The sequence below is a fragment of the Streptomyces sp. SID14436 genome (assembly GCF_010548465.1).
Taxonomy (GTDB): domain Bacteria; phylum Actinomycetota; class Actinomycetes; order Streptomycetales; family Streptomycetaceae; genus Streptomyces.
The window spans coordinates 1-1,574 of sequence record NZ_JAAGMD010000816.1 but is presented as its reverse complement, the minus strand read 5'-3'; the positions used below and the strand labels follow the sequence as shown (position 1 = coordinate 1,574).

The following is a 1,574-nucleotide window of genomic DNA, read 5'->3' as shown; positions in this document are numbered from 1 at the left end:
CGCCCGGCCCGGGGCCGGGAGTCCGGGGTACGCGGCAGCCGCCCGGCCCCGGGGGCGACACCTCCCCGGGGCGACGCGTCCCCGGGACGACACGTCCCCGGGCCGCCTCCGGCCGGCGAAGAGAGCGGCCGGGCGGCCCGGTCAGCGCTCCCCGTCCTCGTCCCTCTCCGGCTCCGGCTCGCCCGAGCCCTCCAGGGGAGTGCCGTCCCGGGCGAGCCGGTCCGCGAGCGCGTCACCGAGCAGCCGGTCCCGGTCGACGGCGTGGGTGCGGTGGGCGGTGCGGGCGATGACCTGACTCGCGACCGGTGCGGTGAACAGCTGGAACACGGCGACGACCAGCAGCACCGCGGCGTCGCTCGCCGGCATCTGCGCGGCCGCACCCACGAGCACCAGGACCAGCCCCAGCGTCTGCGACTTGCCGGCCGCATGGATCCGGCTCACCACGTTCGGGAAGCGGAGCAGTCCGAGGGCGCTGAGACAGCACAGGAGCGCGCCCGCCGTGAACAGGACGGCGGTGACCACGTCCAGCAGCACGGTCACCGCATGCCCTCCCGCTTCTCGATCAGGTGGGCGACCGTCACCGAACCGATGAAGGCCAGCAGGGCGAGGACGACGAGCAGCGGCACCATGGTGCCGTCCTCACGCGCCACGGAGCCCACGGCCGTCGCGGCGATGGTCAGGGTGACCAGGACGTCGAGCGCCAGGATCCGGTCGAGGGCCAGCGGCCCGCGCACCAGGCGCACCAGCGTGAGCACGGCGGACACCGCGATCACCGTCAGAGTGATGCCGTACAGCAGGCTCATGATTCCCTTCCTCGGGCGTCGTCCCCGGATTCCTCGTCCGGCGGGGCGGGAGCGGGCTCCCGTTCGTCCGCGTCGAACCGGTACCGGACGGCCTGCGCCACCCGGCGCTCCACCGCCTGCACCTCCGCCCGGCGGCGGGCGATGTCGTCCTCGGTGCCGCGCGGCAGCAACGCGTGCACGTAGAGGCACCTGCGGCGCCGGTCGATCTCGACGACCACGGAGCCGGGGGCCATGGTGGTGAACTCGGCGACGGCCGCGATCAGCAGGTCGCTGTCGAGGCGCAGGGGGACCTCGATGATCGCGAACGTCGCCCTCCTGCCGTGGCGCACCACCTGCCAGGCGACGGTGAACCCGGACCTCACCAGGTCGGTGAGCACGTGGACCAGCAGTGCCGCGGTGCGCAGCGGGTCCGGCACCGCCCCCGGCAGGACCGCGGGCAGCGGGAAGAGCAGGACCACGCCGACGGCCACGAGCAGTCCGCCGACGACCACCACGGCACTGGCGCTGCCCCACAGCAGCAGCCACAGCAGCCACAGCCAGACGATCATCGGCAGGTGGCGCAGGCCCGGCCGGGGCCGGCGCCCCCGACGGTCCGGCGCGGCGCTCACCGGCCCGTCCCTTCCAGGACGGCGGAACGGTAGGCGTGCGGGTGCAGCAGGTCCTCGGCGGCCCGCTCACTGACGCGGGCGAGCGGCCCCGCGCACACGGCGGCCACCACTCCGGCCGCCACCATGCCGGCCGTGGCCGCGTGCATGAGCCCCGTCCCGCGCG

At 75.3% G+C, this 1,574-nt stretch carries 3 protein-coding genes; all 3 read right to left on the bottom strand.

The features are described from left to right. Nucleotides 1–141: 141 nt before the first annotated feature. Genes mnhG through G3I53_RS29930 form a run of 3 tightly spaced genes read right to left on the bottom strand, consistent with a single transcriptional unit; the run spans nucleotide 142 to nucleotide 1,411 of the window. Nucleotides 142–540 (bottom strand): monovalent cation/H(+) antiporter subunit G, encoded by a 399-nt coding sequence (mnhG, locus tag G3I53_RS29940; RefSeq protein ID WP_343240713.1) that lies wholly within the window; start codon nucleotides 538–540, stop codon nucleotides 142–144. Beyond that, nucleotides 537–803: a monovalent cation/H+ antiporter complex subunit F gene (locus G3I53_RS29935; protein WP_164339335.1), complete on the bottom strand. Its 267-nt coding sequence runs from the start codon at nucleotides 801–803 to the stop codon at nucleotides 537–539. The genes mnhG and G3I53_RS29935 overlap by 4 nt, the downstream gene beginning before the upstream one ends. Continuing rightward, nucleotides 800–1,411, bottom strand: a complete 612-nt coding sequence (locus G3I53_RS29930) for a Na+/H+ antiporter subunit E (protein ID WP_343239687.1) — start codon at nucleotides 1,409–1,411, stop codon at nucleotides 800–802. The genes G3I53_RS29935 and G3I53_RS29930 overlap by 4 nt, the downstream gene beginning before the upstream one ends. Nucleotides 1,412–1,574: the final 163 nt, after the last annotated feature.

What these genes read in the sequence shown, in the direction of transcription:
- G3I53_RS29935 (WP_164339335.1), bottom strand. Translation starts at nt 803, where the DNA reads ATGAGCCTGCTGTACGGCATCACTCTGACGGTGATCGCGGTGTCCGCC.